Annotated in this window: 20 protein-coding genes; 5 read left to right on the top strand and 15 right to left on the bottom strand. The window is 63.5% G+C overall.

Features of this window, described 5'->3' with window-relative positions; translation table 11 throughout:
- Positions 1 to 37 precede the first annotated feature (37 nt).
- Positions 38 to 682 carry a DUF6000 family protein gene (locus tag OPV09_RS15005; protein WP_338678621.1) on the bottom strand — a complete coding sequence of 215 codons (645 nt, stop codon included), beginning with the start codon at positions 680 to 682 and terminating at the stop codon, positions 38 to 40.
- The gene (locus OPV09_RS15000; RefSeq protein WP_338678620.1) at positions 679 to 1,572 is read right to left on the bottom strand and encodes a LysR family transcriptional regulator; all 894 of its coding nucleotides are present in this window, start codon (positions 1,570 to 1,572) and stop codon (positions 679 to 681) included. The genes OPV09_RS15005 and OPV09_RS15000 overlap by 4 nt, the downstream gene beginning before the upstream one ends.
- A gap of 109 nt (positions 1,573 to 1,681) precedes the next feature.
- Between OPV09_RS15000 and OPV09_RS14995 the strand changes: the two genes are divergently transcribed.
- Positions 1,682 to 3,181 carry an MFS transporter gene (locus OPV09_RS14995; protein ID WP_338678619.1) on the top strand — a complete coding sequence of 500 codons (1,500 nt, stop codon included), beginning with the start codon at positions 1,682 to 1,684 and terminating at the stop codon, positions 3,179 to 3,181.
- On the opposite strand, the gene OPV09_RS14990 is transcribed toward OPV09_RS14995, so the two are convergent.
- From OPV09_RS14990 to OPV09_RS14980, 3 genes are all read right to left on the bottom strand, one after another.
- A complete protein-coding gene (locus OPV09_RS14990) occupies positions 3,163 to 3,699 on the bottom strand; it encodes a CPBP family intramembrane metalloprotease (RefSeq protein ID WP_058049555.1) in 537 nt (178 codons plus the stop codon). The genes OPV09_RS14995 and OPV09_RS14990 overlap by 19 nt on opposite strands.
- Positions 3,700 to 3,781: 82 nt before the next feature.
- Entirely contained in the window at positions 3,782 to 5,362 is a 1,581-nt protein-coding gene (locus OPV09_RS14985) for a methyl-accepting chemotaxis protein (protein WP_338678618.1), read from the bottom strand.
- 268 nt (positions 5,363 to 5,630) lie between these two features.
- Positions 5,631 to 6,065, bottom strand: a complete 435-nt coding sequence (locus tag OPV09_RS14980) for a hotdog fold thioesterase (RefSeq protein WP_072453709.1) — start codon at positions 6,063 to 6,065, stop codon at positions 5,631 to 5,633.
- A 143-nt stretch (positions 6,066 to 6,208) separates the two neighbouring features.
- Here OPV09_RS14980 and lpxO point away from each other — a divergent pair, with 143 nt between their 5' ends.
- From lpxO to fdx, 3 genes are all read left to right on the top strand, one after another.
- Positions 6,209 to 7,108, top strand: a complete 900-nt coding sequence (gene lpxO / locus OPV09_RS14975) for a lipid A hydroxylase LpxO (protein WP_070301794.1) — start codon at positions 6,209 to 6,211, stop codon at positions 7,106 to 7,108.
- A gap of 82 nt (positions 7,109 to 7,190) precedes the next feature.
- Entirely contained in the window at positions 7,191 to 7,589 is a 399-nt protein-coding gene (locus OPV09_RS14970; protein ID WP_338678617.1) for a DUF6331 family protein, read from the top strand.
- Positions 7,590 to 7,650: 61 nt separating this feature from the next.
- Entirely contained in the window at positions 7,651 to 7,983 is a 333-nt protein-coding gene (gene fdx, locus OPV09_RS14965; protein WP_338678616.1) for an ISC system 2Fe-2S type ferredoxin, read from the top strand.
- A 45-nt stretch (positions 7,984 to 8,028) separates the two neighbouring features.
- Here fdx and OPV09_RS14960 read toward each other — a convergent pair whose 3' ends face one another.
- The 8 genes from OPV09_RS14960 to OPV09_RS14925 form a co-directional block, all read right to left on the bottom strand.
- Positions 8,029 to 10,074: a M13 family metallopeptidase gene (locus OPV09_RS14960; protein ID WP_338678615.1), complete on the bottom strand. Its 2,046-nt coding sequence runs from the start codon at positions 10,072 to 10,074 to the stop codon at positions 8,029 to 8,031.
- Between the two features lie 118 nt (positions 10,075 to 10,192).
- The gene (locus OPV09_RS14955) at positions 10,193 to 10,915 is read right to left on the bottom strand and encodes a hypothetical protein (RefSeq protein ID WP_338678614.1); all 723 of its coding nucleotides are present in this window, start codon (positions 10,913 to 10,915) and stop codon (positions 10,193 to 10,195) included.
- A gap of 177 nt (positions 10,916 to 11,092) precedes the next feature.
- Entirely contained in the window at positions 11,093 to 11,662 is a 570-nt protein-coding gene (locus OPV09_RS14950) for a DUF1439 domain-containing protein (protein WP_070301811.1), read from the bottom strand.
- A 218-nt stretch (positions 11,663 to 11,880) separates the two neighbouring features.
- Positions 11,881 to 12,846, bottom strand: a complete 966-nt coding sequence (locus OPV09_RS14945) for a hypothetical protein (RefSeq protein ID WP_338678613.1) — start codon at positions 12,844 to 12,846, stop codon at positions 11,881 to 11,883.
- A gap of 35 nt (positions 12,847 to 12,881) precedes the next feature.
- The gene (locus tag OPV09_RS14940; protein ID WP_338678612.1) at positions 12,882 to 13,325 is read right to left on the bottom strand and encodes a hemerythrin domain-containing protein; all 444 of its coding nucleotides are present in this window, start codon (positions 13,323 to 13,325) and stop codon (positions 12,882 to 12,884) included.
- A gap of 90 nt (positions 13,326 to 13,415) precedes the next feature.
- The gene (gene prsR, locus OPV09_RS14935; RefSeq protein WP_319991764.1) at positions 13,416 to 14,786 is read right to left on the bottom strand and encodes a PEP-CTERM-box response regulator transcription factor; all 1,371 of its coding nucleotides are present in this window, start codon (positions 14,784 to 14,786) and stop codon (positions 13,416 to 13,418) included.
- A 12-nt stretch (positions 14,787 to 14,798) separates the two neighbouring features.
- A complete protein-coding gene (prsK, locus tag OPV09_RS14930; RefSeq protein WP_051990935.1) occupies positions 14,799 to 16,850 on the bottom strand; it encodes an XrtA/PEP-CTERM system histidine kinase PrsK in 2,052 nt (683 codons plus the stop codon).
- On the bottom strand, positions 16,847 to 18,235 hold the full coding sequence (locus OPV09_RS14925) for a TIGR03013 family XrtA/PEP-CTERM system glycosyltransferase (RefSeq protein ID WP_338678611.1): 1,389 nt from the start codon (positions 18,233 to 18,235) through the stop codon (positions 16,847 to 16,849). Before OPV09_RS14925 ends, prsK begins: the two co-directional genes overlap by 4 nt.
- 205 nt (positions 18,236 to 18,440) lie before the next feature.
- On the opposite strand from OPV09_RS14925, the gene nadB reads away from it, so the two are divergent.
- On the top strand, positions 18,441 to 20,054 hold the full coding sequence (nadB, locus tag OPV09_RS14920) for an L-aspartate oxidase (protein WP_219330298.1): 1,614 nt from the start codon (positions 18,441 to 18,443) through the stop codon (positions 20,052 to 20,054).
- Positions 20,055 to 20,175: 121 nt separating this feature from the next.
- On the opposite strand, the gene OPV09_RS14915 is transcribed toward nadB, so the two are convergent.
- A complete protein-coding gene (locus tag OPV09_RS14915) occupies positions 20,176 to 21,537 on the bottom strand; it encodes a toxin-antitoxin system YwqK family antitoxin (RefSeq protein ID WP_338678610.1) in 1,362 nt (453 codons plus the stop codon).
- A complete protein-coding gene (locus tag OPV09_RS14910; RefSeq protein WP_070301822.1) occupies positions 21,522 to 22,868 on the bottom strand; it encodes a toxin-antitoxin system YwqK family antitoxin in 1,347 nt (448 codons plus the stop codon). Before OPV09_RS14910 ends, OPV09_RS14915 begins: the two co-directional genes overlap by 16 nt.
- Positions 22,869 to 22,876 lie beyond the last annotated feature (8 nt).

Raw genomic sequence — 22,876 nt, 5'->3', positions numbered from 1 at the left:
ACAATACGCACGGCGCCACAGTTTGGGGCGATGGCGCTTATTTGCCAGGCGCTGCGGCCTGCAAGGCGCGCAAGGCGGCCATGCGGGAAGTAAATTGCGCGAGCGCGTCGTCCAGCGCCAGGCCCGGGCGGCTGGCGGCGAAACCGGTCCAGGCCGGAGCGTGGCGGGCCGCCTCATCCCGGCCATGCTGGCCATCGAGGTAGGCAATGGCCGCCATCGCGTGCTCCTGATCAAAGTGCAACTGCGGCTGGCAAAGGTAATGTGCAAGATAACGGTGCAGGTAGTCGCGGCTGGCTGGCGTGTCGAAAACGGCCAGCGCCAGACAATACGCGCTGCCCGCGTAGCAGACCTCGCTGGCCAGCAGCAGGCCGCCCAGCTGGTCCGTGAAAGCGGACTGCCCGGTCAGTGCGGCCAGGTAGGCGCCCGCCGTGCGGCTGCGCCAGTCGAATTGCCCTAGCAGGCGCGCGATGACGGTGGCGTCGGCCTGCGCCAGCCGCTGCGCGCACGCCAGCGCCTGGGGCTGGTGCAAGCCCATGTACAGGGGACGCACCCAGTCATCGCGCAAGGCCGCCGTCAGCGGTTCCTGCGGCGGCAGCGCCGGCATGGCAAACGGGTGGTCATGGCGCACGGTGGCGCCGGCCACATGCAATTGCAATGGCGTCAGGGAAGAATCCGCCGTCATGGCATAGCTCCAAAAGTTTGATCCTGCAACTGTTCCACGAGGAAATCGATGAAGACGCGCAAGCGCGGCGGCAGGTGGCGGCTGGCTGGCCATAGCAGCCAGAATGCCGTGCGCGCCTGCGTATGCTCGTCCAGCAGCGAGACCAGTTGCCCCGCCGCCAGCTCGCGCTGCACGACAAATGCGGGCAGGTAGGCGATGCCCTGTCCCTGCACGGCCAGGAAGACGCGCATTTCCACGCTGTTGCATACCATGCCGGGCGCCGGCTGGGCAGCCTCGTCCATCAGCGGCCACTGTTCCAGGCGGCCCGTGGCGGGAAAACGGTAATCGAGGCGCGCGTGTCCCAGCAGCGCGGCGCCATCGGCGGGCCGGCCGTGGCGCGCCAGATAGGCGGGCGACGCCACCAGCAGGCGCCGGAACGTACACAGTTTGCGCCGCATCAGGCTTGAATCGGCCAGCTCTCCCGTGCGCACGGCCGCGTCAAAGCCGTCGCTGACGATATTGACCATGGCGTCGGAGAAATCGAGGTCGAGTTCGATGGCGGGATAGGCTTGCATGAAGGCGCCGATGGCCGCTTCGAACAGGCCGCTGTAGCGTGGCAGGCTGATACGCAGGCGGCCGCTGGGCGCACCGCCCGATTCACCGAGTTCGCGCTCGGCCGCTTCCACCTCGGCCAGGATGCGCTTGCAGCGCTGCAGGAATTTTTCCCCTTCCGCCGTCAAGGCCAGATGCCGCGTGCTGCGCTGGAAAAGGCGCGTACCCAGCCGCGCCTCCATGCGCGCCACGCTTTTCCCGACGGCCGACGACGACAGGCCCAGCAACCGGCCGGTGGCCGAAAAACTGCCGCTGTCGGCCACCTGCACGAACATGGCGATGCCACCCAAGCTATCCATGCGAACTCCATTGAAGACATTCTTGTCCGATATGTTGATCAGTTTAGCCCATTTTTCTTCAATGATGGGCGCGCCATACTCGCCCCTCTTTCTTTCATATCCGACACCCATGTCCTCTTCCTCACCTCTTTCACTCCCGCTGCAAGTGCTGGCCGCTTGCCTGACGGGCTTGCTGATACCCCTGTGCTTCACGGGCCCGGCCGTCGCGCTGCCCGCCCTCGGCGCCGAATTGCACGGCAGCGCCGCCGCCCTGAACTGGGTCATCAATGCGTATATCCTCAGCTATGGCAGCGCCATGATGGTGGCCGGCAGCCTGACGGACGTGCTGGGACGGCGCCGCGTCTGGCTGGCGGGGCTGGCGCTGTTTTGCGTGGCGACCCTGGCCATTGCCGTCGCGCCATCGGTGGCATGGATCGCCGCGCTGCGCTTCGTGCAGGGCCTGGGCGGCGCGGCCGCGTTCGCCGCCGCCATGTCATCGCTGGCGCCATTGTTCCACGGCGCGGCGCGCAACCGCGTGATGAGCGTGCTGGGCACGACGTTCGGCCTGGGCCTGGCCTTCGGTCCGCTGGCGGCCGGCGCCATGCTGGCGCTGGCCCGCTGGCCCGCCATCTTTTACGCCACGGCCGTGCTGGGCGCCATCGGCATGCTGCTGGTATGGGTCAGCGTGCCATCCGATCCGGCGCGCGGCCAGGGCCGGCTGGACTGGCCTGGCGCCATCAGCTTCAGCGCCGCGCTGGGCCTGCTGACCCTGGGCATGCTGTTGGCGCCCGAACACGGCTGGCGCAACGGCGCCGTGCTGCTGTCCATCGCCGCATCCGTGCTGCTGTTCCTCGCCTTTGTCGCCATCGAGCGCAGGACGGCGCGGCCCATGCTGGATTTGTCGCTGTTCCGCCAGCGCCGCTTTGTCGCCGTGCAAGTGCTGGCCGCCTCGCCCGCCTTCCTGTTCATCGTGCTCATCGTCATGCTGCCCGGGCGCTTCATCGGTATCGACAACATGTCCGCGCTGGCGGCGGGCCGTCTGATGATCGCCCTGGCCGCGCCGCTGCTGCTCGTACCCGTGCTGGCGGCGCTGCTGTCGCGCTGGGTCGAGACGGGCGCCCTGTGCGCGGCGGGGCTGTTGCTGGCCGCGGCGGGCCTGGCCTGGCTGGCCCAAGTGCTGGGCCATGGCGGCACCGCGGCGCTGGCTGGCCCCCTGCTGCTGATCGGCGTGGGCATCGGCTTGCCGTGGGGCTTGATGGATGGCATGGCCCTGAGCGTGGTGGAAACGGAGCGGGCCGGCATGGCGACCGGCATCTTCAATACCGTGCGCGTCAGTGCCGATGGGGTGGCGCTGGCCCTGGCGGGCTCCTTGTTGGCCGGCCTGATCGGTGCAGGCCTGGCGCAGCAACTGCCGGCCGATTTACCGGTGCTGGCCGCCGCCAGCCGCGCCGCGCTCGGTGATATCCAACAAGCAACACAGCTGCTGGGCGGCCAGGAAGCGCTGCTGCGCGCCAGCTATGACGCCGCCTTCCGCCAGTTGCTGGTCGGCCTGGCGGTGCTGGCAGTGGCGCTGGCGGCGCTGGTGCCGTACTTGCTTCGGAATGGTGCGACTCAGGCATCCAAACCGTAGAACACGGCGATAAGGATGGCGATATTGTTGCAGGCGCGCGCAAACGCCGTTGTCGCGTAGGCAACGGCCACGCTGGGGCCGCGGTAGCGCAGGTAGACAAAGCTGAACATGGCGCCGGACCCCAGCGCGACGATGGCGTGCAGCAGGCCGCCACTGATGAAATGCACGATGGCCCACAGGATGGCGCCGATAAAAACGCTGAGCTGCCGGCTGGCGCCCAGGCGCCGGAGGATTTCCAGCGGCAGCAGCTGGCCGAGGAAGGTTTCCAGGATGGGGGAATAGATGACGACCCAGAACACCAGCAGGGGCAGCGACATTTCGCGCTTGAACTTGGACAGGCCCGTGTGCGCGCCCCAGTATTCGGGCGGCAGCAGCCATTTGGTCACGAACAGGATGGCAAAGCACAGCATGCAGGTCAGCAAGCCCCAGCCGAGACCGGCAAGGGCCAGCTGCAGCACGGGCGGCGCCGGTTTGTCGTCGTCCGGGCTGGATAGATCATGGCTGCTGCGCACTTGCATGAGTCGTCCTGGCGGTGATCCAGCGCTCATTGTAGCGCGGAATATGCCGGTTGGCGCGCGCCGCGCCAAAGCACTGTCGGCCTCAGGCCGCCAGGCGCAGCGGTCCGTTGGCCGGCGGGGCCAGCTTGAAGATGCCCACTTCCTGTTCCAGCTGCGCCGCCTGCTGCTGCAATTCGTGCGCGGCGGCCGCCGCCTGCTCGACCAGGGCCGCGTTTTGCTGGGTCACACGGTCCATGTCGACGATGGCGCGGTTGACTTGTTCGATGCCGGCGCCCTGCTCCTGCGTGGCGTGGCTGATCTCGGCCATGATGCCCGTCACCCTGCCGATGCCGGCCACCACGTCATGCATGGTGGCGCCAGCCTGCTCGACGAGCACGGTCCCAGTACCCACCTTGCTGACGGAATCGTCGATCAGGGCCTTGATTTCGCGCGCGGCGGCGCTGGAGCGCTGCGCCAGGCTGCGCACCTCGGTGGCGACGACGGCGAAACCGCGTCCCTGTTCGCCGGCGCGCGCCGCTTCCACGGCCGCGTTCAAGGCGAGGATATTCGTCTGGAAGGCGATGCTGTCGATCACGCCGATGATGTCGACGATCTTGTTCGACGAGGCATTGATCAGGCCCATGGTGTGCACCACTTCAGCCACAGCCTTGCCGCCCTGCTCCGACACCTGCGACGCTTCGCGCGCCAGGCGGTTCGCCTGCTGGGCGTTGTCCGCATTCTGGCGCACGGTGGAAATCAGTTCTTCCATCGATGAAGCCACTTCTTCGAGCGAGCCGGCCTGCTGCTCGGTGCGCTGCGACAAATCGCGGTTGCCCGTGGCAATCTCGGTCGAGGCCGTGGCGATGCTTTCCGTTCCATGGCGCACCTTGCCGACGATGGCGGCCAGGTTGTCGCGCATGGTCTTGATGGCAAACAGCAGGCTGCTGTCGTCGCCATGGCGTGTGTGCACGTCGATGGCCAACTCCCCCAGCGCGATGCGCCCGGCAATCGCTGCCGCATACGCCGGTTCGCCGCCCAGCTGGCGCAGCAGGCCGCGCGTGATGACGGTGGCGACCGCAATGCAAATGAGCACGCTGAGCGCGGCCAGCACGCCGATCCAGCGCAGCGACTGGCCGTAGATGGCGCGCGCGGCCACGCTGGCCTGCTCCGATTCGCGCTGCACGTTTTTCAGCACCGTATCGATGTCGGCGACGATCTGGCGCCGCAGGGGGCTGCACTCTTCGACGAGGAAGGTGCCGTACTGTTCCATTTGCCCAGCGGCGCGGAACTGGCGCGGACGCTGCAATTCCTGCGCCATGGCTTTCAGGCCCGTGCTGACTTTCTCGAACTGTGGATCGCCGGCGAACTGCGGCGCCAGCCGGGCCAGCGCGTCCAGGTACAGTGCCTTCTGGCTGTCGAGGATGGCCAGCTCTTTCTCGGCCGCGGCCTGGTCGTGGAAGATATATGCGTTGCGGGCGGCCAGGCCCGTCTGGTCGAGCGCTTCACGCGCCACGTACAGCGGTTCGAGTTTTTCCAGTTGGACTTTTTCCTGCGCGTCCATGGCGCCGGAGATGGCGCCGATGCGCAGCAGCGCGAAGGCCGCCAGCACCAGCATGAGTAAGACCAGCAGCCCGAAGCCTGCGCTCAGGCGCGCGCCTATCGTCAAACGATTGAATGACATCATTGTTGTTATTGCCCTGTATAAAGTTGATTTTTTGCCGGTTCCGCTAGAACCGGGCGATCTGCTCGCCGTCGTGTGCCTTTCCCGCATGCTGCAGGATGGGTCTCTAACTGGCGTTTTTTGGGCAGTCAGCTTCTAATGTCGGGCAATGCAGGCGCGCGGGACTTTCCGCTACGCCATACAACAGCACACTGAATTATAAGCGAACAGCGTTTTTTATGATTTCACGCGCTCGCTTTTCATGCTTTGATGCAAGTCAAGAGCTGCCGCATCAGCCCGCACCTGGGGCGTCGATAACGGCCATGGTGATGCGCGAGATGCAGCACAGTTTGCCGTCGTCACCCGTGATGCGGATTTCCCAGACCTGGCTGGTGCGGCCCCGGTGGATCGGCGTGGCGCGCCCCGTCACGTGGCCGCCGCGCACGCCGCGCAGGTGGTTGGCATTGATTTCCTGGCCCACGCTCACGTGCCGGCTGGAATCGAGGCAGGCATTCGCGGCCATGCTGCCCAGGGTTTCGGCCAGCAAGACGGAGGCACCGCCATGCAGCAGCTTGAATGGCTGCATGGTGCGGTGGTCGACGGGCATGGTCGCCTCGATCCAGTCCGGGCCGAAGGCCGTAAATTCGATGCCCAGGTGGCGCATGGCCGTGCCCTCGCTGGCGGCGTTGAGGATGGCCAGGTCGAGCGGTGCGTGCCAGATTTCCATTGTTACCTCGGATAGTGTGTAGAAAAGGCCATTGTAGGACAGAGCGTCCACGCGTGCCGCTTCATCTTTCCTTCACCGTGGCCCGGGGTGGCGATGGCATTAACTGGTTATAATTGCCCCATTCTTAAAAAACGAGGTTGTGTATGAAGTGGGCCTTGCTGGGCATTTTTGTGTTTTCTGTTTTACATATTCATTTTCGGGGCAAGGTGCGCCTGCCGTTCCGCCGCCAGATCTTCGATCACTCCTCGTTCATGGCGCCGCTGAACCTGTTCATGCACACCTTTTCGAAAGTGCCGGCCACGCCGTATTTGGCCGTCGAGCAGTTCCCGGAACTGGCGCCGCTGCAGCAGAACTGGCAAATCATCCGCGATGAAGCGCTGCGCATGCAGGAAATGAAAAAGATCAAGGCCGCCGAAAAGAACAATGACGTCGGTTTCAATTCCTTCTTCAAATATGGCTGGAAGCGTTTCTACCTGAAATGGTATGACGCGAACCACCCGTCGGCGCAGCAGATGTGCCCGCAAACCTATGCCTTGCTGCAATCGATTCCGTCGATCAAGGCGGCCATGTTCGCGGAACTGCCGCAAGGCGGCAAGCTCAACCCGCACCGCGACCCGTTTGCCGGCTCCTTGCGCTACCACCTGGGCTTGCAGACGCCGAACGACGACCGCTGCTTCATCGACGTCGATGGCGAGCGCCACAGCTGGCGCGACGGCCAGGCCGTGATGTTCGATGAAACGTATATCCACTGGGCCCGCAACGATGCCGACAGCGACCGCATCATCCTGTTCTGCGACATCGAGCGCCCGATGCGCTACCGCTGGGCGCAAGGCTTGAACCGCTGGCTGGGCCGCACACTGATGACAGCCGCCGCCTCGCCAAACGAACTGGGCGACCAGGTGGGCGGCGTGAGCAAACTGTTCCAGATTTCCTGGACCATGGGCCAGTACCGCCGCCGCTTCAAGGCGTGGAACAAGACGGCCTACCAGATCACCCGCGTGGCGCTGGTCGTGGGCATCATCGCGCTGATCTATTTTATCTAAGCGCTGCATTACCGCACAAGAAAACCGCCTTCGGGCGGTTTTTTTTATAATGCGATACCACTGCCCAGGAGAATGCTGAAACATGACGCAACGCGACCACCAATACGATATCCAGATCGGCGACGACGCATGGATCGAATTCATCGGTCTTGACGGCCGCTATGAGCAAGCCATCGACATCGATCCCTTGCTGGGGGAACTGTGGCCGCTGATCTGCCTGCTGGAAACCCATTGTGTCGCCGACTGCTGCGGCATGGATGCCTACGATTTCACACGCGAAGCCGTCAATACGGCTTTGCTGGAACTCGATCGGGCGCAACTGCATGCCGCCTGCGCGCAAGCCCACAGCGCCGTGGCAGCGGCCGCCAGCGATGTATTGCTGAGTAACACGATGAATCACTACGCCGATAAACGCGTGTTCCTGCAATTGCTCGAGCATCTGGACGCGTGCATCGTCGCGCAGGATGCCGCAGGGGCTTGACCTTGCCAAGGCGGGAAGGTCCACAGTGGCGGCATTGAAGGATAAACGAGGAGAATCCCGCATGCCAAAAATCACCGTCCTGCCCCATCCCGAGCTGGCCCCGGAAGGCGCCGTCTTCGACGCGCCGCAGAACATGAGCATTTGCGACGCATTGCAGCTCAACAAAATAGACATCGAACACGCCTGCGGCCAGGTCGGCGCCTGTTCCACCTGCCACGTGGTCGTGGTGCAGGGTTTCGACTCGCTCAACGAGCTGGGCGACAATGAAGAAGACATGCTGGACCAGGCCTGGGGCTTGCAGCCCCACTCGCGCCTGTCGTGCCAGGCGCGCCTGGCCCAGGAAGACCTGACGGTGGAACTGCCCAGGTACACGCTGAACCACGCCAAGGAATAGTCCCCGGCGCGGTTGCGCGACTGCCCTACGGGTTTACCACGTGATTTACCACATGATCACACGCTGCTCGGGCGGCAGATACATCGGATCGCCCGGCTTGATGCCGAACGCTTCGTAGAAGCCGGGCTGGTTTTTGACCGTGCCCTTGGCGCGGAATTCGCCCGGCGAATGCGGGTCGCTCTTGATCTGGGCGATGGCCGCTTCGGGACGCAATTTCGCGCGCCATTTCTGCGCAAAACCGATGTACAGGCGCTGTTCGCCCGTCAAGCCATCGATGACGGGGGACGGCTTGCCACCGAGCGAACGCTGGTACGCCTTGTAGGTGATCGACAGGCCGGAATTATCGCCGATGTTTTCGCCCAGGGTCAGTTCGCCATTGATGTGGTAGCCCGGCACGGGGCTGTAGGCACCGTATTGCTTGACGAGGCCGGCGGCCAGCGCCTTGAAGGCGGCCCGGTCTTGCGCCGTCCACCAGTTGCGCAGACGACCCTTGGCATCGTATTGGCTGCCCGAATCGTCGAAGGCATGGCTGATCTCATGGCCAAACGTAATGCCCAGCAAGCCGTAATTGACGGCGTCTTCCGCCTTCACGTTGAAGAATGGCGACTGCAAAATCGCGGCCGGAATCGTGATGGCGTTGAGGGCCGGGCTGTAGCTGGCGTTGACGGTTTGCGGCGTCATCGACCATTCGTCGCGGTCGACAGGTTTGCCCAGCTTGGCCAGGTTTTGCTGGCGGCTCCACGCGCGCGCCGCGCGCACGTTGGCGATCAGGTCATTCGGCTGCGTCTGCATGCTGCTGTAGTCGCGCCAGGTATCGGGGTAGGCGATCTTCGGCTTCAGGGCGGCCAGCTTGAGCTGGGCTTCCTTCTTGGTTTCCGGACCCATCCAGTCGAGCTGTTCGATGCCATCCTTGAACGAGGCGACGAAATTGTCGAACATGGCCATCACGCGGGGCCGGGTTTCCGGCGGCAGATACATTTCCACGTAGCGCTTGCCGACGGCGTCGCTGATGGCGTTATCCGTGAAGCGCAGCGCCAGCTGCCACTGCGGTTCGCTTTGCGGCACGCCGCGCAGCACCGTGCCGTCGAAGGCGAAACGCTCCTTGACGGTTGCGCTGTCCAGGTAGGACGCATAGCTTTCGATGATGCGCCAGTTCAGATAGCTCTTCCACGATGCCAGCGGCACGGCGGCCACGGTCTCGGAAAAGCCTGTCATGAAGCTGGGCTGGCGCACGACGGCCGACGATGCCTTCGGCGCCAGGCCGGCGGCCGTAAAGTAGGCGTTCCAGTCGAAGGCCGGCGCCAGTGCCGCGAATTTGTCGAAATCGACGCGGTTGTACGATTTCACGGGGTCGCGCATCTGCACGCGCGTCCACTGCACTGCCGCCAGGCGCGTTTCGATGTCGAGGATCTGCGCAGCGTGTTCGCCAGCGGCCTTGTCGCCGCTCATGGCCAGCATGGTCTCGATATGCTTGAGGTATTTGGCGCGCACGGCGTGCAGCTTGGCGTCGTCATCCTTCAGATAGTAGTCGCGGTCGGGCAAGCCCAGGCCGGACTGGCTGATATTGACCGTGTACTGCTCGGGGTCTTGCGCATCGGGCGCCACATAAGCGGAAAACGGCGTCGCAACGCCATTGCCTTGCAGATAGGCGAGCAGCGCCGGCAAGTCTTTCTTGTCCTTGACGGCAGCAATGCGGGCCAGTTCGGCATGCAGGGGCTTGAAGCCGGCCGCATTGCGCGCCTTGTCGTTCATGAAGCTCGTGTACAGGTCGGCGATCTTGTGCGCCTCGCTGCCGGGCTTGCCGGGGTTTTTCACAGTGGCGTCGATCAGTCCGCGCAACTGGCCCTGGGCGATTTCGCGCAATTCGATGTAGGTGCCCCAGACGGATTTGTCGGCCGGGATTTCCGTATTGCGGGTCCAGACACCGTTGACATAGCCGTAGAAATCATCTTTGGGACTGACTGCCGGGTCCAGGGTTTTCAGGTCGATGCCGGAGACGGGTGCGGCGGGATTGTTGGCTTGGGCGTACAGCGAGGGCGAAGATAAGGCGAGCAAGGCGCAGCAGGCGGCGCTGATAAGTGAGCGTTTCACGAAGATTCCTTTAATTGTTTTCACTTCATGTTGGGGAACATGCTTGTCCAGGCATGGGAGGCCGGATTATAGTCCGCCAGCCTGCCCCGCAACAATGACAGTTGAACAATTCCAGGTATCAGCGGATCAGGAGATCGAACAGGTCCACGGTCTTTTTACCCTGATTTTTCAGCAGGTCCGCAAGCGAGCCCGGCGTTGGCCCGCCATCGCCGGCCGCATGATTGAAATAATTAAAATCGAGCTTGATCTTGTCTTCCAGGTCGCTCGCATAATTGGCGGGATATTGCGACTGTTCCAGCTGGGGCAATGTATTGAAATGCCCCAGCACCGACTTGAAGAAATTGGTCATCTTGCCGGTGGTATTGTATTCCTGCATGGCTTGCGCCACGACTTGGGTGCGCCAGGCCTGTTCTTCATCGTATGCCTGCGTAAAGGCAGCACGCCGCTCGTTGATGGTAAAGGTCCCGCTGTCATCGTTCGAAATGGTGGACAATTGCTCGCGCGACAAGCCGGCAAAGGGATTGGGCCCCTTCCTGTCGACAAACACGGTAGCGGCAGCGGCCGACTTTGCCGAGGCCGCGTCATTCGGTTGCGGCACCTGCTTTGCGGCAGCAGCCTTGTGTTCCGCGTCCAGCGGATAGAGAATCTCCGTCGTATTGTCCTTCACCCACACACCCAGCGCCGCATGATCGTAACCGTGGACGGTGGCGCTGGTTGCCGTCGCGGCCTTCGACAGGCGCCCGGCCAGGGTCGAGATCACGACATCCTCGGCCACGGCGCCAGCGCCGGCCGACGCCGGGGTTGTCTGGGCCTTGTCCGATGATACTTTGTCAGATGACACCTTGCTGCCTGCCGCGGCAGACAGTGCCCCGGACTGGATTCCCGCCGTGCTGATATTCACTATCGCCCGCCCCTAGATCAGTAAAAGTTACTATTTAAGTAAATGTTACTATAGCACAATATATGTCCATGCCGGCCAGGCGAATCCACGGGGCTGTCTCTGTTCGGCTCTGCCTTTTTACTTCACCGGCTCGAACGTCACCGTCAATCCATTACTGGTGGTCCTGAGCTGCGTGGGCACGAATTGCACGCCCGCGTAGCGCAATTCGTCGGGTTTGAACGTGTAGATCGGGGTTTCATGCATGAGCTGGTCGGCCACCAGGCTGGCCACTTTGGCGAACTGGCGCTGCTGGGCTTCATCCATGCCGTCGATGGTCACCTTGTCCACGCTCGCTTCGCTCAGGTAGACGGCGTTGCGCTGGGCGTCCAGCACGAGGCGGCCCGACATGGCCAGACTGCCGCGCCAGGTCTGGCGGATAAAAGGCGGCAGGACGCTGGCGTCCACGCTGAGGGCCACTCTTTCGCGCTCGGGTTGCAAGGACAGTTGTGGGTGGGTCAGCTTGACGTCCAGCACGGACAGCACGCGCTTGTCGATGGGAAAGCGGCGCTCCAGGCCTTGCTGCATCTTGCTCAGCGACACATTCACGTCGCGCGGGCCGATCAGGGTGGAACACGCGGCCAGCACAGTACAGGCAAAGGCGGCGATCGTGGCGGTTTTCAGCAAGGGACGTATGGAGGTCACGTTCATGGATGGTCTCGGAGGAAAGATGGCGCCATCTTACACATGCGCCCGCTTTCACGCAAAAACCGGCGCCCACCTTGCAGCGGGCACCGGTTCTTGTGTTGGCCTTGTCAGCGGACGAACAGGGCGATCAGTATGACGATGGGCAATGGAATGCCCAGCAGCAGCAAGAGGATGGAACGCATGGAGGACTCCTTGATTTATATAGTTTATAGAGACAGGGTTCAGATGGTGACGTGGCGCAGCACGCGCTCATGGTCGCGCTGGCGGCCGCCAAACGTTGCCGCCAGGCTGGCCACGAAAGCGCCGAGCAGCAAGGCGACGAACATCCACAGTGCAGTGTGGGCGCCGGCCTTGCGGGCCGTGTCAGCCGCTTGCTGGGCACGCGCCTTGGCATCGGCGGCGGCCTTGGCGGCGCGGCCGTAGACGGCGTCGACCCGCGCTTCCGCTTCAGCTTGCGTCAAGCCCGTGCGGCTGGCCACGACCTGGCCCAGATAGGCGCGGTCATCGGCGGCCAGGCTGCCCGTGGACAGGCTTGTCGCGAAGATCCTGCCGGTTTCCATGCGCTGGTCGGCCGTGCTGGCATTGGCCGAGGGTGCCGCCAGGGTGCCGGTGGTGGTGGCAGCAGCGGTGGCAGCAGCGGTGGCAGGCGCGGCAGGCGCGCGCAGCAGCATGTCCGAGAAATAATCGAGCGGATTGGCTCCGCCGCCCTCGCCTGCATTGGCGCCTGCAGCACCAGCAGCACCTGCGCCCGCCGCCGCAGCTGGGGACACCGCCGCCGCCACGCCGCTGCCCGCATCGATGGCGCCGCTCAGTACGGCGCGCGTGCCGCCGGCCATCACGGCCACGGTGATCAGGGTGGCCACGGCCCAGGCCAGCAAGCCGTGCGCCGTATCGCGGAAATGCACTTCATCCGTGTGGATGGCACTCCATTTCACGCGCAACCGGCCCGCCATGTAGCCGCCGATGCCGGACGCGGCCAGTTGCATGAAGGCCAGCCAGGCGATGGTCGACACACCGATGGCCGTCGCGTTGAACGACCATGGCGACACGGATGACAGACCCAGGCCCACGCCGAGGATCAGCAGGATGAAGGACAAGGCGGCCGCAGCGGCCGCGCCCGCCAGCACGGCGCCCCAGGAGACGCCCGGATTGTTCAGGTCCGACACGGACAATTGTGTAGCTTGCATGGAATACTCCCTTGGTTGTTGATTTTTTAAGCCGTTCAGACGGCCACGCCCGTCAGCTGTTCCTTGCGCGCGGCCATTTCCTGGCCCAGCGCGTCGAGGTCGACGGCCGTCTCGCGCACCTTGGGAAACATGTCGCCCTCCTCTTCCTTGACGTGGTGCTCGATTTGCTCGGACAGCACCTTGACCTTGGCGTCGTACAGGTCGTCGGCCGGGTCCATGGCGGCGATTTGCGCGATGAGCTCCTTGGCGCTCGCGTGCTCGACGAGGGCTTCATCCATCAGGTCGCCGTCGTGGATGGGGCGGCGCACGGCCGGGTAGAAGATTTCTTCTTCCAGCTGCGTGTGCACGGTGAGTTCCTGGCAGATCTGGTCGGCCAGCTTTTTCTTGGTGGCAAATGAGCGGTCGCTCAAGCCTTCATATTGGGCAAACAGGGCCTTCACGGCCTTATGGTCCTGCATCAATAGATTGATCGCGTTCATGGCGCCTCCTTGTTGTAGATGAGGCAAGGATGCGCCATGGCGGCGCCATCGTATGTGCGACGCCTTACACAATCTTGATTTTTAATACACTCAGCTATTCACCTGCGACTTGATGCCGTGATGACCCATCAGGTCGTACAGGGTGGGCCGACTCACGCCCAGCAGTTCGGCCGCCTTGGCAATATTGCCGTCGGCCCGCGCCAGCGCGCGCACCATCACCTTGTATTCGGCCCCGTCGCGGGCCTGGCGCAGATTCAGCGGTTCATCCTGGGGCGCAGCCTGGGCGCTGGCGGGCAAGCCCAGGTCGTCGGCGGCGATCTGCGGCCCGTCGCTCATGATGACGGCCCGCTTGATGCAGTTTTCCACTTCGCGCACATTGCCGGGCCAGCCGTAGCTTTCGATCAGCTGCAGCGCGCCGGTGCTGAAATGCAGGTTGCTGCGGCCTTCGCTGGCGCAGAACTTGTTCTTGAAATGGTGGGCCAGCAAGGCCGCGTCGCCGGCCCGCTCGCGCAGCGGCGGAATGCGCAGCACGATTTCGCTGAGGCGGTAAAACAGGTCTTCGCGGAAACGTCCCTGCTCCGCCAGCACTTTCAGGTCCTGGTGCGTGGCGCAGACGATGCGCACATCGACGGCGATCTCGGCGCGCCCGCCGACGCGCTCGATGACCCGCTCCTGCAGGAAACGCAGCAGTTTCGCCTGCAGCCCCATCGGCATGTCGCCGATTTCATCGAGAAAGAAAGTGCCGCCGTGGGCCAGTTCGATCTTGCCCAGGGTTTGCCGGGCCGCGCCCGTAAACGCCCCCCGCTCATAGCCGAACAGCTCGCTCTCGAGCAGGTTTTCGGGGATGGCCGCGCAATTGATGGCAACAAAGCGTTGCGCATGGCGGCTCGACAGCGCGTGCAAGCCCCGCGCAATCAGTTCCTTGCCGCTGCCGGAGTCGCCCAGCAGCATCACGCTGGCCGACGAGGGCGCCACTTTTTCCACGCTGCGGCACAGCTTCAACATGCCCGGATCGCGGCTGACGATGCCGGCCAGCGGCGAGTCCGCCTGCGTCTGCAGCATGCGGCGGTTTTCCTGCTGCATCGCGTGCAGATAGAACGCGCGGGCGATGACCAGGCCCAGCATGTCGGCCTCGAACGGTTTCTGGTGAAAATCGTAGGCGCCCAGCGCGATGGCTTTCAAGGCATGCGCGCGCTCCTGGTTGCCGGAGAGGATGATGACTTTCGTGTCCGGCGCCAGCGCGAGGATTTGCCGCAGGGTGGCCAGGCCTTCCGTGGCGCCGTCCGGGTCGGGCGGCAAGCCCAGGTCCATCGTCACGACGGCCGGCTGGTGTCGCCGCACGAGCGCCAGCGCCGCCTCGCGCTCGCCCGCCAGCAAGACTTCATAGCCGTCAAAACTCCAGTGCAACTGCTTTTGCAGGCCGGGATCGTCTTCAATGACCAGCAGTTTTTGCTTGCCCATGGCACTCCTTTGCTATGCCGCGTGCAGCGGCAGGACCACGCGAAACGTCGTGCCCACCTGCGGCTCGCTGCGCACCTCCAGGCTGCCGCCCACTTCGCGCAGGTATTCGCGGCTTTCGAACACGCCGATACCCATGCCCGCCGTCTTGGTCGTGTCGAACGGTTTGAACAGGCGTTCGCGGATGAATTGCTCGCTCATGCCCTGCCCCGTATCGTCGAGCTCGACGACGGCCGTGTGCTGCTCGCGCCGCAGCCGCACGGCCACCTTGCCATCGCTGGCCGTCGCCTCGATGGCGTTCTGGATCAAGTGGCCCAGCACCCGCTCCAGGCGCGCGCGGTTGGCCAGCACCGTCAACTCGCCATCGACGATTTCCAGCCGGGGCGCCGGGGCCAGGCTTGCCTTGGCGGCCACGGCCTGGCGCAACAAGCCGTCGAGCAGCAGCGGCGCCGGCGCTTCCGGCGCTTCGCCGCGCGCCAGTTTCTGCAGCAAGGTCTTCATTTTCTGCACGGAATGGTCGAGGGTGCCCAGCATGTCTTCCTGGAAGGCGGGATTGGCGCGGTGCTTTTCCGCATTACTCAGTAGCAGCGACAGCTGGAACACGAGGTTTTTGAGGTCGTGCACGATGAAAGTGGACATGCGGTTGAACGAGTCGAACTGGCGCGCCACCGTCAGGGTGTCGAGCGATTCGCGGTGCGCCAGGTAGCTGGCGGCTTGGCTGCCGGCAATTTTCAGCACGTCGAGGATTTCCCAATTCAAGCTGATATGCGTGCGGGGCCGCGCCAGCGCGACAAAGGCGAACAGCTGGCCATGCAGCATCAATGGCACCAGCAGCCACACGCCGGGCAGCGCCAGCAGCGCCGGCGGCAACTGCAAGCCGCCGTACTGGCGCGGGTTTTGCTGGCAGTCGGGCACGTCGATTACCCATAACCTTGCCTCCAAAAACTGGCACAAGGGACCAGATGCCGGCTCGCTCCACCTGCTCGGCGGCCAGTTCCAGCTGGCGGCCGGGGCAAACTGCCCCTGTTCGCGCAAGATCCACAGCGCGCCGGCGCGGCTTTCCACCAGTTGCGCCATCGCTTGTATCGTGCGTTCGCCCAGGGCCGGACCATCTTCGGACAAGGCCCGCGTAAATCTCAGCCATTCCTCGCGGTAATCGAAGATGGCATTGTAGAAATGTTTATTGATATACACCTTGAGCTTGGCGCGCAGGCTGCCGGAAAACAGCACGCCCGCCAGCAGCAAGGCCGCGCCGCCCAGGTAAGCCATCTGCATCAGGGAACCCCAGGTGCCGCCGAAATAGCGCAAATAATAGGCACTGGCCGCCATGGCCAGCAAATAGATGGCCGAGCCCAGCAAGGCGGCCGAGCGGTACAGCATCTGGCGCGAGACGGACAAGCCCAGCGCCCAGCCCGGATTGCGCGCGGCCGAGACGGCCAGCAGCGGCGCGCACAGGGCGTCGACGATGCCGCGCGCGGCCCAGATGTCGTCATTGACCGCGCGAAACAGCAAGGCGTCGCTGTACAAATAGAAATCGTAGGCGAACAGCCCGCCTACGCCCAGGCACGCGAACTTGATGCCCCAGCGTTTCAAGGGCGGCGTGTTGCGGTACCATTGTTCCACCAGCAACATGCCCAGCACGGCCAGCAGCAAACGGCAAACACTGGCGATGAGGCGCGCCGGCAAAGGCAGCGCCAGCCACGATGAGGCCATGGAGAGCAGCCACGGTGCCAGCGCCGTGAGGACGATGCCGGCCAGCACGAGGCGCAAACGGGGACGCGACGGTTCAATCAACAGCAGCAAAAACACCAGCCAGGCCAGGGTGCGCAACAATTCCAGCGCGTCGCCGGCCAGCGCGATGCGCTGCCCCAGCAGCACCAGCACCACCGTACCCGTCGCCCAGCCGCCCGTCGCCAGGCACGCCACCAGCAAGGCGCGCACGTTCTGCCGCGCGCGCCAGTTGCTGATCAATAGCAGCGCCAGCACGAAGAAGGCCAGCGACGCCAGGCCATGGCTGAGAGCCGCCGCGTCGGGCGCCGCCAGCCAGTCCGACTGGTCCCGCATCATCGGCTGCCCTTGCCAAACAGCACCACCTGCACCGTGTCGAGCAGGATCAGCAGGTCGAGGAACAGGCTATTGTTTTTCACATAATATAAATCGTATTGCAGCTTCTTGACGGCATCGTCGACGGAGGCGCCATACTGGTAGCGCACCTGCGCCAGGCCCGTGATGCCCGGCTTGATGCTGTGACGAATGTTGTAGTACGGCACCTGCTCCTTCAGTTGCTCGACAAAATACGCGCGTTCGGGGCGTGGTCCCACAAAACTCATCTCGCCGCGAAACACATTGAGCATCTGCGGCAGCTCGTCGATACGCAGCTTGCGGATCAGATTGCCCACGCGCGTGATGCGCGCATCGTTGGCCAAGGCCCAGATGGGCGTGCCGTCGCGCTCGGCGTCGCAGCGCATGCTGCGAAATTTCAGCACCTTGAATGGCTGGCCGTCGCGCCCCACCCGTTCTTGCTGATAGAACACGGGGCCGCCGTCTTCCAGGCGGATGCACAGGGCTGTTACCAGCATCACGGGCAGCGAGGCCAGGCAGATGACCCCGCTGGCCGCCAGGTCGAACAAACGCTTCGACGTGGCGCGGAAAAAGCTCTGGTCGAAGCCGCCGCCATAGATCAGATAGCTCGGTTGCAATGAATCGATGCGAATCTGGCACGCTTCGCGCTCGAAAAACGTGGCCGCGTCGATCACCTTGACGCCGCCCAGCGCGCATTCCAATAGTTGCTTGGCAGGAAACGCGCCATTGCGCCGGTCGCTGACGGACACGACGATTTCATGCGCGGCATGGCGCTGGGCCGTGGCCAGCAGGGACGGTCCGGTCGGCAGCAAGGCCGAGGCCGGCACGCAGCATTGCTCGCCCGCCACATCGATGCAGCCGACCACCGTAAACTGGTGGAAACCGATCTTGCTGGCCGCCAAGTCCATGCATTCGCGCGCCAGTACCCCGCCACCCACCAGGATCAGCCGGCCTTTCATCAGCGCCGATTGCGAGGATTTGAATACCAGCAGGCGCGCCAGCAGCACGCCGATGGCACCCAGGCCGAAGATCAGCACGCTGCCGCGTCCGAAATGCAGGGCTGGAATGAAGCGTATCAACACGCTGAGCACGGCAAACCCCAGCGCGAACGACGGCAGGATGCGTAATAACGTGTTGCGGATGTCTTCGCGCGAGCGGTGCTGGTACATGCCCAGCGCGCTCATGCTCAAGACAATGACCAGCGCAAAGATCGAGGACGACAGGTAGACCTCGCTCGCCCGCACCAGGTGGCTGCCATCCGCCAGCCACAGCAAGGACGTCAGGCTGGCCGACAGCAGCAGGATCAGGATTTCCAGCAACAGCAAGATAAACGCTGTTTTCGACACATAATGGCTGAAGATGCGGATCATGGTTCCCCCTGCGGCAAAAAGCATCAGGCCGCGCGCAAGGCGGCCCGCTGCTGGTCTTGCCATCATGGCGAACTGTTCCAAGAAGACATTGATGCGCCACAAGCTACAGCCCCGGCTATCTTTCGCTGGCAGAATTTATCTCAATACATTACCGAATGAGGGGAAATGGCATATAGTATGCTTCCCCTAAAAAAAGATAAATGTCATGAAATTTGATGTAGCGATTGTCGGCAGTGGCCTGGCGGGTTTATCGGTTGCACTGCATTTAGCTGAGACGCGCACCGTCGCGATCATTTCCAAACGCGCGCTGCTCGATGGCGCCAGCAACTGGGCGCAAGGCGGGATCGCGGCCGTGCTGGACTCGGGCGACAGCCACGAGCAGCACATCGAAGACACCCTGATCGCCGGCGGCGGCCTGTGCGACGAGAGCGCCACGCGCTACATCGTCGAGCACGGCCGTGAAGCCATCGAATGGCTGATCGAGCAAGGCGTGCCGTTTACGCGCGACGCCACGGCCGAACTGGGTTTCCACCTGACCCGCGAAGGCGGACACAGCCAACGCCGCATCATCCACGCGGCCGACGCCACCGGCCACGCCGTGCAAGTGACCCTGGAAGAAAAAGTCCGCGCCCACCCGAACATCAGCCTGTTCGAACACCATTGCGCGATCGACCTGATCACCTCCGACAAGCTGGGCATGAAGCCGACCCAGCGCAACGCGCAACCGCATTGCCACGGCCTGTACGTACAGGATGAGCAAACCGGTAAAGTACTGACGTTTGCCGCCGAGCACACCGTGCTGGCCACGGGCGGCGCCGGCAAAGTCTACTTATATACAACGAATCCTGACACGGCCAGCGGCGACGGCATCGCCATGGCCTGGCGCGCCGGCTGCCGCGTGTCGAACATGGAATTCATCCAGTTCCACCCGACTTGCTTGTACCACCCGTATGCCAAATCGTTCCTGATCACCGAAGCCATCCGTGGCGAAGGCGGCTTGCTGAAACTGCCGCCTGAAGCGGGTGCGGCCGCTGGCACGCGCTTCATGCTGGCCCACGACGAGCGGGCCGAACTGGCGCCGCGCGACGTGGTGGCGCGCGCCATCGACTTCGAGATCAAGAAACGCGGCCTCGATTACGTGCACCTGGACATCAGCCACAAGCCGGCCGAATTCCTCATTGAACACTTCCCGACCATCTACGCGCGCTGTCTGGAACTGGGCATCGACATCACCAAGCAGCCTATCCCCATCGTACCGGCCGCCCACTACACATGCGGCGGCGTCGTGACGGACCTGGCAGGGCGCGCCGACTTGCCGGGCCTGTACGCGGTCGGCGAGACGGCATGCACGGGCCTGCATGGCGCAAACCGCCTGGCGTCGAACTCTTTGCTGGAATGCATCGTCATCGGCCGCGCTTGCGCACAAGACATCGAAAGCAAGGAAAAGCTGGGCACGCCGTATCTGCCCGACTGGGATGAAAGCCGGGTCACGGATGCGGACGAGGAAGTGGTGATTTCCCACAACTGGGACGAGCTGCGCCGCTTCATGTGGAATTACGTGGGCATCGTGCGCACGACCAAGCGCCTGGAACGGGCCCAGCACCGCATCGCCCTGCTGAAAGAGGAAATCGACGAGTACTACCGCAACTTCCGCATCACGCACGATTTGCTGGAACTGCGCAACCTCGTCGACGTGGCCTCAATGATCGTCAACAGCGCCCTGTCCCGCCGAGAAAGCCGCGGCCTGCACTTCAGCCGCGATTATCCTGAGACCTTGCCGAAGGCGATCGCCAGCGTGCTGACGCCGCCGCACCGCTAATGTTACGCCTCAGTCCTAGACTATTTGTAAGCCGATAGCATCACCGAACCCTCAGGCAAAGAGCCGGGGTCAGACCCGACGGGTCTGACCCCAGTCCTTGTCTTGGGTTAATTGACATGCTTCACTGCTCCGGCATCTCAAACTCAATTCCATCCTCCGTGTACGACATCTTCGCGGACGCCCCCGTGCACTCCCCCTGCGCCTCATCCGCCACATAACGGCACTCGCTTTCCACACTACCGTCAGCACGCCAGTGCCGCGTCCAGCCCTGGCGCTCGCCATCGATATACTCGATCAGCTGCCGCGGCTTGCCATCGGCAAACCAGGAACGCAACGCGCCCTCCTCGCGCCCGCCTGCATTCCACTGCTTGTCCACCATCAATACGCCAGCCCGGCTGAAACGCTGCTCGCTGCGCAAGACGAAGTGGCCGCTGTGCGTGCGCTTGCTGGCCACTTTGCCATCCGGATAATATTCGACGCTGTCGCCCACGGGCTTGTCGTCCACGTACTGCGTTGTACGCTGCACCTTGCCATCCGGGAAGTAGCCGGTGCTCGGTCCTGACTGGATGCCGTTCTCGTACCGGCTGCGGCTTTCCACCGTGCCATCCGGATAGAACAGCAGCAGCTCGCCCTCCGTCTGGCCCTTGACCTGGGTCATGCGCGTGCGCAGCTTGCCGTCTTTATCAAAAGACCCCACCACGCCATCGGCGCGGGCGCCGTTCACGTACTGGCTGGCCTCGTTCAGCTTACCCGTATCGTGGTAGGTCCGCTGTTCGCCTTCCTGCACGCCATTGCGCCACGTGTTGCGCATGGAAATCTGGCCGTCAGGACGATACAGGGTCTGCACACCTTCCTGCACGCCGCGGCCATCTTGCTCCACCTGCATTTCCAGCTGTCCATGCGGGTAGTACATGCTGTAGTTGCCCACCAGCTTGCCGCGCAGGTAATCGGGATCGTTGACCTGGCCAATCAGCCGCTTCGGCTCGCCTTCGCGCGCGTGCACCACCTCGACTTGCCAGGTGCCGGGCGTCTTGCCTGGCGGCAGCGGGACGATCAGCGCATAGCGCGCATGTTCCTTGACTTCGCCGCGCGTCAGATTGTGATTCAGGTACAAGCGCGCCTTGCCATCGGCACAGGCTTGCGGCTCGCAGCCGCCCAGCTTGCCAACATCCGGCATGGCGAGCGCACCCACATTACCCGGCGCAGGGCAGAATTTGATACGCATCAACAAGGGCGTTTTGTCACGTATCAGCTTGGCCAATTGCTGCTTCATGGCGGCGTATTGCTGCGCGTCCAGGCCCACGGACACGGCATCCATCAGCACCTGCCTGCCGCCACAGCCGCTGTCGCTGGCCAGGGTCAGCACATCGCCGTCGGGCGTCGCCTTGATGGCGCTGACTACTTGCCGCTGTTCGATCTCGGCGTGGGCCAGCACCGGCCACAGCAGCGTTGCCAGCAGCACATGCTTCACAAGGCGCGCCATGCCTGCTCCTTGCGCTGCAGTTCCGGCGCTGGCGGCGCTTCGCCGCAGCCGCCCTGGGCCTTGCCGGCCACGTACTGGCATTCGCCCTTCAAACTGCCATCCTCGTGCCAGCTGCGGCTCCAGCCGTCGCGCCGGTCGTTCACGTAGTCGATGGCTTGTTCCGGCTTGCCGTTCTCGTACCACGAGCGCGACGTGCCCTGTTCGCGCAGTTGTGCATCCCATTTCCGTTCCAGCACCAGCACGCCCTGAGGGCTGTAGCGCTGGATACTGAGCAGCCCGCCCTTGTCTCCATATTGCTGGCGGCTTTTCACCTTGCCGTCCGCATAGAATTCCATTGCCTCGCCCGTGGGCAAGTCGTTAACCTGCGTCATCCTGGCTTGCACGGCGCCATCCGGGTAGTAATTCGTGCTCACGCCATTGAACTTACCGTTCTGCATTTCCGCGCGGCTGGAGATTTTTCCATCAGGGAAGTATGTGAGCATCTCGCCTTCCATCTTGCCGCCGCGCAAAGTGTAGCTGCTACTCAGCTTGCCATTTTCATCAAACGTCTGCACTGGCCCGTCGAGCTGCTTGCCGTCGCGGTAGATGCTCGTTTCACTCAACTTGCCGGTCGCGTGATAGCGCTGATGCTCGCCTTCTGGCAAGCCATGGCGCCAGTCACCGCGCAGCTCCAGCGTGCCATCGGGAAAATACTTGCTGCCGATGCCATGCTGACGGCCCTGCCCATCCTGCGCCACCTGTTTCTCGGTCTTGCCATTCGGGTAATACGTGACGTAGCCGCCCACCAGCTCGCCTTGCGCATAATCGGCGTGGTTGACCTGGCCGGACAGGCGCAGCTTGTGACCCGCCACGCTGTAAATCTCCACCTTCCATGTGCCCGGCAGCTTGCCTTTTGGCAAAGGCAAGACCAGCACGTTCGGCGCCTTTTCCTGCTCGATGGGGAAGAAGCGCTCGTGCAGGTACAGCCGCGCCCGGCCATCGGCGCAGGCCGCTGGCGTGCAGGCGGCGATCTGCCGCACGATGGGCACGCTCGCATCGTCCGGGCATTTTTTCAATGTGACAAGCATGGGCGTCTTGCTGCGGATCTGCTTGGCCAGCCGGGCTTTCATCGCTTCGTATGGCCCATCGTCCAGCCCGACCGAGCGCGCATCCATGCGCACTTGGCGGCCGCCGCAAGCCGTGTTCGCGGCCACGGTCAGCACGTCGGCGCCTTCGCTATCCTGCTCGCCGGCGATGGCTGTCACCACCTGGCGTTGAACGATCTCCGCCTGCGACAACGCGGGCCACAATAAGGACGCGCCCAGCACGGCGCATAAGGTCTTGATTTTCATGGCATTCC

The sequence above is a fragment of the Janthinobacterium sp. TB1-E2 genome, assembly GCF_036885605.1.
Taxonomy (GTDB): Bacteria; Pseudomonadota; Gammaproteobacteria; order Burkholderiales; family Burkholderiaceae_D; genus Janthinobacterium; species Janthinobacterium aestuarii.
Note: the sequence above shows the minus strand (reverse complement) of the source record. Positions and strands in the feature narration are given on the sequence as shown.